Genomic DNA, 5,192 nt, shown 5'->3' on the forward strand with positions numbered 1-5,192 from the left:
TGTTCGGCGGAGCGTTTGCCGCCAGTCGACTTCGAATTCATGTTCGTTCCTTCGTCTCCGACGAGAACGAACACTCCTTAAATCACACCCTCATTTCTGTGCCATAGGCGCTGATCCCGGACACTCTCGGCGTCGGCGCGGGCGTGGCTTATATGTCTAGGGGTTTGAAGACGTATGAGTTGTTCGAAGCGCAGCGTGCGGCTGCGCACTACGGTCGCTTGACGAGTGTCCACACCCGGTTCCACCTGAGCACCAAGCCCCCAACCGAATCCCAGATCGGAGCTGATGAGGTAATCGCCAATGCCGTTGCTCTGAAAGCCCCTCTGATCATCGCCCATGATAACGACTATGGATGGTGGGAAAATGAGGAAAAGCTGAGGCTCTTGCGAGAGCAGGGCTTTAATATATGGGCAGAATATTATCCCTATGATGCTGCCGGGGGACAACCCAAGGCCGATTTCTTCAGACCTGAAATCTGGGAAGGGGAGTACGGCTACAAATACGAGGAGACCATCTTTGATCCGCAGGCCAACAAGTTCCTGAACAAGGAAGAGTTTCTGTCCCTGAGGAAATCCGATCCGACGCGGGCGATAGTCACGTATTTCCCTGCTCGAAAGAAGTGGCTGCCGTACTGGCTGCGCATGCCGGACATGACGGTAGCGTCGGACGCGATAGCAGGGAGAGGTGAGAACGGTCGACTGTTGCCCGCCAACGCGCACGTGTCAGAGTACCGAGGGCATCCGCGAACTGCAGGCGCCTCAGTACGAGCGCTAAGGCTGGGACGCGAACAGGGCGTCCCTCTGATGTTCACCCTTTCCCAGCTGAGCTACTGGAGCGCCAAGCACCTGGGCGACACCGGGCTCGAGGCGATGAAGCAGCGCGGCCGGGTGCAGGTGGGCAAAGCGGCGGACCTGACGCTGTTTGATCCCAAGACCGTGGCAGATAACGCCAACTTCAGGCTGGGTGAAAACGGTCTGCCGCCGACCGGGGTTCCTTATGTCATCATCAACGGCACCGTCGTCGTGAAGGACGGCAAAGTCCTGCCGGTCAAGCCTGGCCAGCCGATCCGCTTTCCGGTGGAAGCGAAGGGCCGCTTCGATCCGGTGACCGTCAACAAGTGGTTCGGCGACCACGTTATCAACGTGCCGGATATGCATGGAATGGATGATTCCGGTGCCGGACATATCACAACCGACAAGTGACCAAGGGCAGGCGGAAAGAACAGACGACATAAGAAAGGAGAGTCCGCATGAAACGGATACCAGCAGTGTTCGCATGCACGGTGATGGGGTTGATGCTGACAGTGCCGGCCATCGCGGAAGACGGACTAAGCATTGGACACGACCCACGCAATTCTTCCACAGAGAATGCTACCACAAAAAACAATCATGCGACTTCTGTATCTGAAAATAAGTTAAAGCAGCTTGCACCATTGTTAGAAGGTATTGCATCAAAGCTTGTTGGCCGTATCGGAGTTGCCGCCAGGCCAATCGGCGGAAAAGAAGTTTTCGTTATCAACGGCGACGAACCCTTTGTCATGGCAAGCACATTCAAGGTAGCTATTGCAGTCGCTGTGCTTGACCGTGTGGACAAAGGACAACTCGCACTCGAACAACTCGTCAATGTTACGCCGGAAATGATGGTTACCGGAGATAATGTACTAGCGACGAACTTTGTTCACCCCGGTCTGAATCTTTCGGTCGCAAATCTCATCGAGGCGATGATTACCGAGAGCGATAACACTGCAACAGATGTCTGCATAGGACTGGCAGGAGGACCGGCAGCTGTGACAGCCAAGTTACAGAGCATCGGCATCAAGGATCAGCGGGTCGATCGAATGGTGGCTGAAATCATAAGGGACTTCTACGACCTTCCAGGCTTGGCGACAGCCAAAGTTGGCGCAGAAGCACTAAAGACTCCGGGATTCGCTGCGAAGCAGCCTCTTAGAAATCTCAAATACGAATCAGACCCCCGCGACCAGTCGACGCCCAATGCGATGCTGGATCTTCTAATGAAGATTGACGATGGTAGCGCGTTGAAAGCCAAGAGTCGCGAGTTTCTGCTCGGCACTATGTCGCGCACACGCACCGGAGTGGGTCGCCTCAAAGGACTGCTGCCGAAAGGAACCCCGGTGGCGCATAAGACTGGCACCATTGGTGGTGTGGCCAACGATGTTGGCTACATTACCCTCCCTGATGGCCGACGATTCGCCATAGCCGTCTTTACAAAAAGCAGCGAAACACCGGCACCTGACAGGGACCGAGCAATCGCCGAGGTCACCCGCACGTTGTATGATTACTTCTATTTGTTTCCGGCTACGGAGCGATGAATTGCCGCTCGTACAGTTGGCATCAACTTACATAGGTGTGGCTGGGTCAGCGCGCCTATCCTGTCCCTCTTTCGGCCAAGTGCCGCCGGAGGCAAACCGTTGCCGTAGTAGATCGGTGATGGGGGGAGAACGTTAGTATGACAGTTGAACGTTCGGCCACCGAGCTTTACGACATGATCGCGATACCCGGCGGCACCTTCCGCATGGGCTCAGACAAGCACTATTCGGAAGAGGCGGACCGGCAACTTGTGGGCCGATACCGGAATGGCGGCTTTCCGAGGGAGGAAGCAAAGAAGCTGACGTTCGCGCTTATCGATCGCGATCGCGTCGCTTGCCGAAGGGAAAGCGTGCGCTCGTCATCTGTATGAACTTGCCCTAGGCTGCCTCGCGGCTTGATCTGGATCATTGCGATCCAGTCATCATGAGCGCTGACTAAGCACGGGTACAGGAACGTCGCATCGGGAGGGGTGCCGGTGAGCCAGTTTTCGCTCGACAGACTGCCAATGCCACAGGCGGATCCCGCTTGTCGGGCGTCGCGTGCATCAACGGCGGCCTCCCCGGATGTTTCCCACAATCAGGAGGTCATGGCATGAACTCGTTCAAACCCCTGCTCGCAGCCCTGGCGATGGCTGTCGTCTCCCCCGCCCTCGCCCAGCAGGCCGCGCAGCAGACACTGTTCACCAACGTCAACGTCTTCGACGGCGTGAACGAGAAGCTGATGGAGAATGCCAGCGTTCTCGTCGAGGGCAACCTCATCAAGTCCGTCTCCACTGTTCCCATCCCGTCGGACGGCGCGACCGTCATCGACGGCGGCGGTCGCACGCTGATGCCGGGCCTGATCGATGCGCACTGGCACACCATGTTCAACTTCTGGCCGATCAGCCAGGTCATGGGCGCCAATTTCGGCGCTCTCAGCATCGCTGCCGCGAAACACTCCGGAGAACAGCTGCTGCGCGGCTTCACGACGGTGCGCGATGTCGGCGGCAATGTCTTCGGGGTGAAGATGGCCATCGACACCGGGTTGGTCGACGGCCCGCGTATCTACCCGTCCGGGCCCTATATCGGCCAGACCTCCGGTCACGGCGACTTCCGCGGCCCCAACGATGTGCCGGAAAATCCGGATACGCCGCTCGACTACACGCAAAGGATCGGCCACACGCTGATCGCCGACGGTGTGCCCGACGTCATCAAGCGCACCCGTGAAGCACTGCGAATGGGCGCCAGCCAGATCAAGGCGATGGCAGGCGGCGGCGTCTCGTCGCTCTACGATCCGCTCGATGTCACGGAATACACCTTCGAGGAGGCCAAAGCGATCGTCGACGTCGCCAAGACCTGGAACACCTATGTCGCGATCCACGCCAACACAGACGCGGCCATCCGCATGTGGGGCGAAGCCGGCGCGCTGTCTGTCGAGCATGGCTTCTTCATCGAGGACGAGACCGCCAGGATGATGGCCGAGAAGGGCATCTGGTGGAGCATGCAGCCTATGGATGCGCATGGCGAGGACGCGTTCCAATTCGAAAGCCCCATCAGCACAGAAAAATACGAGGCCTGCGTCGCCGGCCTGGAGCAGGTCATTGCGCTCGCGAGGAAGTACAAGGTGAAGACGGCTTTCGGCACCGACCTGCTGTTCGATCCGGAATTGGCCGCGAAGGAAGGCAAGTTCCTCGCCAAGCTCAAGAAGTGGTACTCGCCCTACGAGGCGCTCAAGATGGCGACCTCGGACAATGCCGAGTTGCTGGTGCTCAGCGGTCCGCGCAATCCGTACTCCGACGGCCCGCTCGGCGTCGTCAAGCCGGGCGCCTACGCAGACCTGATCCTCGTTGACGGCAACCCACTCGAAAACCTCGATCTCGTCGCCGATCCCGGCAAGAACTTTGTCGTCATCATGAAGGACGGGAAGATCGTGAAGAACACGATCGACTAGCTGAGGAGGGCATTTCGATGAAAGCAGCAGCACTTGCGTTCCTGGGGTTGGCAAACACCACCGACCACACTCGGGCACTCGGAAACATGCCGCCGGCCGAGTTCGCAATGAAATCCACGCTGGAAACACAGGCCACATGAGGCCCGAAAGGAAACCTTAGACTCTTATGCCGGAGGAGTTCAGGGTCTCAGGTCCGCCCTCCACAAGATTGGGACGGTTTCGAGTGCAAGTTCGTTCGGGGTCACCAGCAACGATGTGATGTTGGGATTAAGCTACAAATTCTAATATCGGCGGCTGGTCTCCGCGCGTACTAGGTCGCAAGTTGGCTATTGATAGAAGCGATTCGCGCCAAGCAGGCCGTCCAATATAAAGCGGATATCGGCATCGCGACAGGAACTGCCCTTTGGACGCCCTTTACATCCGCGGATGCATCGATCCCCGCCACTTCGGTATTGCTAATCTTGTTTGCCATCGTTCGTCTCCAGTTCAGGTCCGGCCAAATCCGGCCCCTGTACTGGGAAAAGCCCGCGCTCACGCGGGCTGATAGTCCACGACTGGCAATTTGCTGCCCAGTCGCCAGCCAACCAATGGTTCCTTTGGGGTTGAAGTCCAGTCGTCTATGCGGGCGTCGGCGGCAGGAACTGTCATCGCCAGAGCGATTCCTAAATGTCGTGTTTGGGGCCGTGTATGGACGGCTCTCCGTTGCAAGGGACTCTTTGAGCCTTTTTTGCAGTAGCTGGTTGGTGCGGCCATGTATCCGACCTATAGGTGCGGCTTTTCCATGTGCCGCTGGCCATAATGCCATTCGCGCGGCTCAGGTCCCGATCGTAAGCTCGCACTCGAAGTGCACGGCCCCAGTGGGTTCTCCTGATCCGGCGGTTTCAACCGGCTTTGTGCATTAGCTCCTGTCCGCCCTTTCCAACCTCGTCGGCGATC

The 5,192-nt window shown here is 57.9% G+C and carries 5 protein-coding genes; all 5 read left to right on the forward strand.

Annotation, left to right across the window (positions count from 1 at the left end; genetic code table 11):
- The first annotated feature begins 179 nt into the window (after positions 1-179).
- Positions 180-1,202, forward strand: coding sequence for a hypothetical protein (locus tag ABLE71_RS25755; protein ID WP_348786340.1), 1,023 nt, complete (start codon positions 180-182; stop codon positions 1,200-1,202).
- A gap of 47 nt (positions 1,203-1,249) precedes the next feature.
- Complete coding sequence (gene bla / locus ABLE71_RS25760) at positions 1,250-2,329, forward strand: class A beta-lactamase (RefSeq protein WP_348786341.1); 1,080 nt, start codon at positions 1,250-1,252, stop codon at positions 2,327-2,329.
- Positions 2,330-2,466: 137 nt separating this feature from the next.
- Entirely contained in the window at positions 2,467-2,697 is a 231-nt protein-coding gene (locus ABLE71_RS25765) for a hypothetical protein (protein ID WP_348786342.1), read from the forward strand.
- Between the two features lie 221 nt (positions 2,698-2,918).
- On the forward strand, positions 2,919-4,256 hold the full coding sequence (locus ABLE71_RS25770) for an amidohydrolase family protein (protein ID WP_348786343.1): 1,338 nt from the start codon (positions 2,919-2,921) through the stop codon (positions 4,254-4,256).
- 17 nt (positions 4,257-4,273) lie between these two features.
- Positions 4,274-4,396: a hypothetical protein gene (locus ABLE71_RS25775; RefSeq protein WP_348786344.1), complete on the forward strand. Its 123-nt coding sequence runs from the start codon at positions 4,274-4,276 to the stop codon at positions 4,394-4,396.
- Positions 4,397-5,192: the final 796 nt, after the last annotated feature.

It is taken from the genome of Mesorhizobium sp. KR9-304, assembly GCF_040049215.1.
Classification (GTDB): Bacteria; Pseudomonadota; Alphaproteobacteria; order Rhizobiales; family Rhizobiaceae; genus Mesorhizobium_K.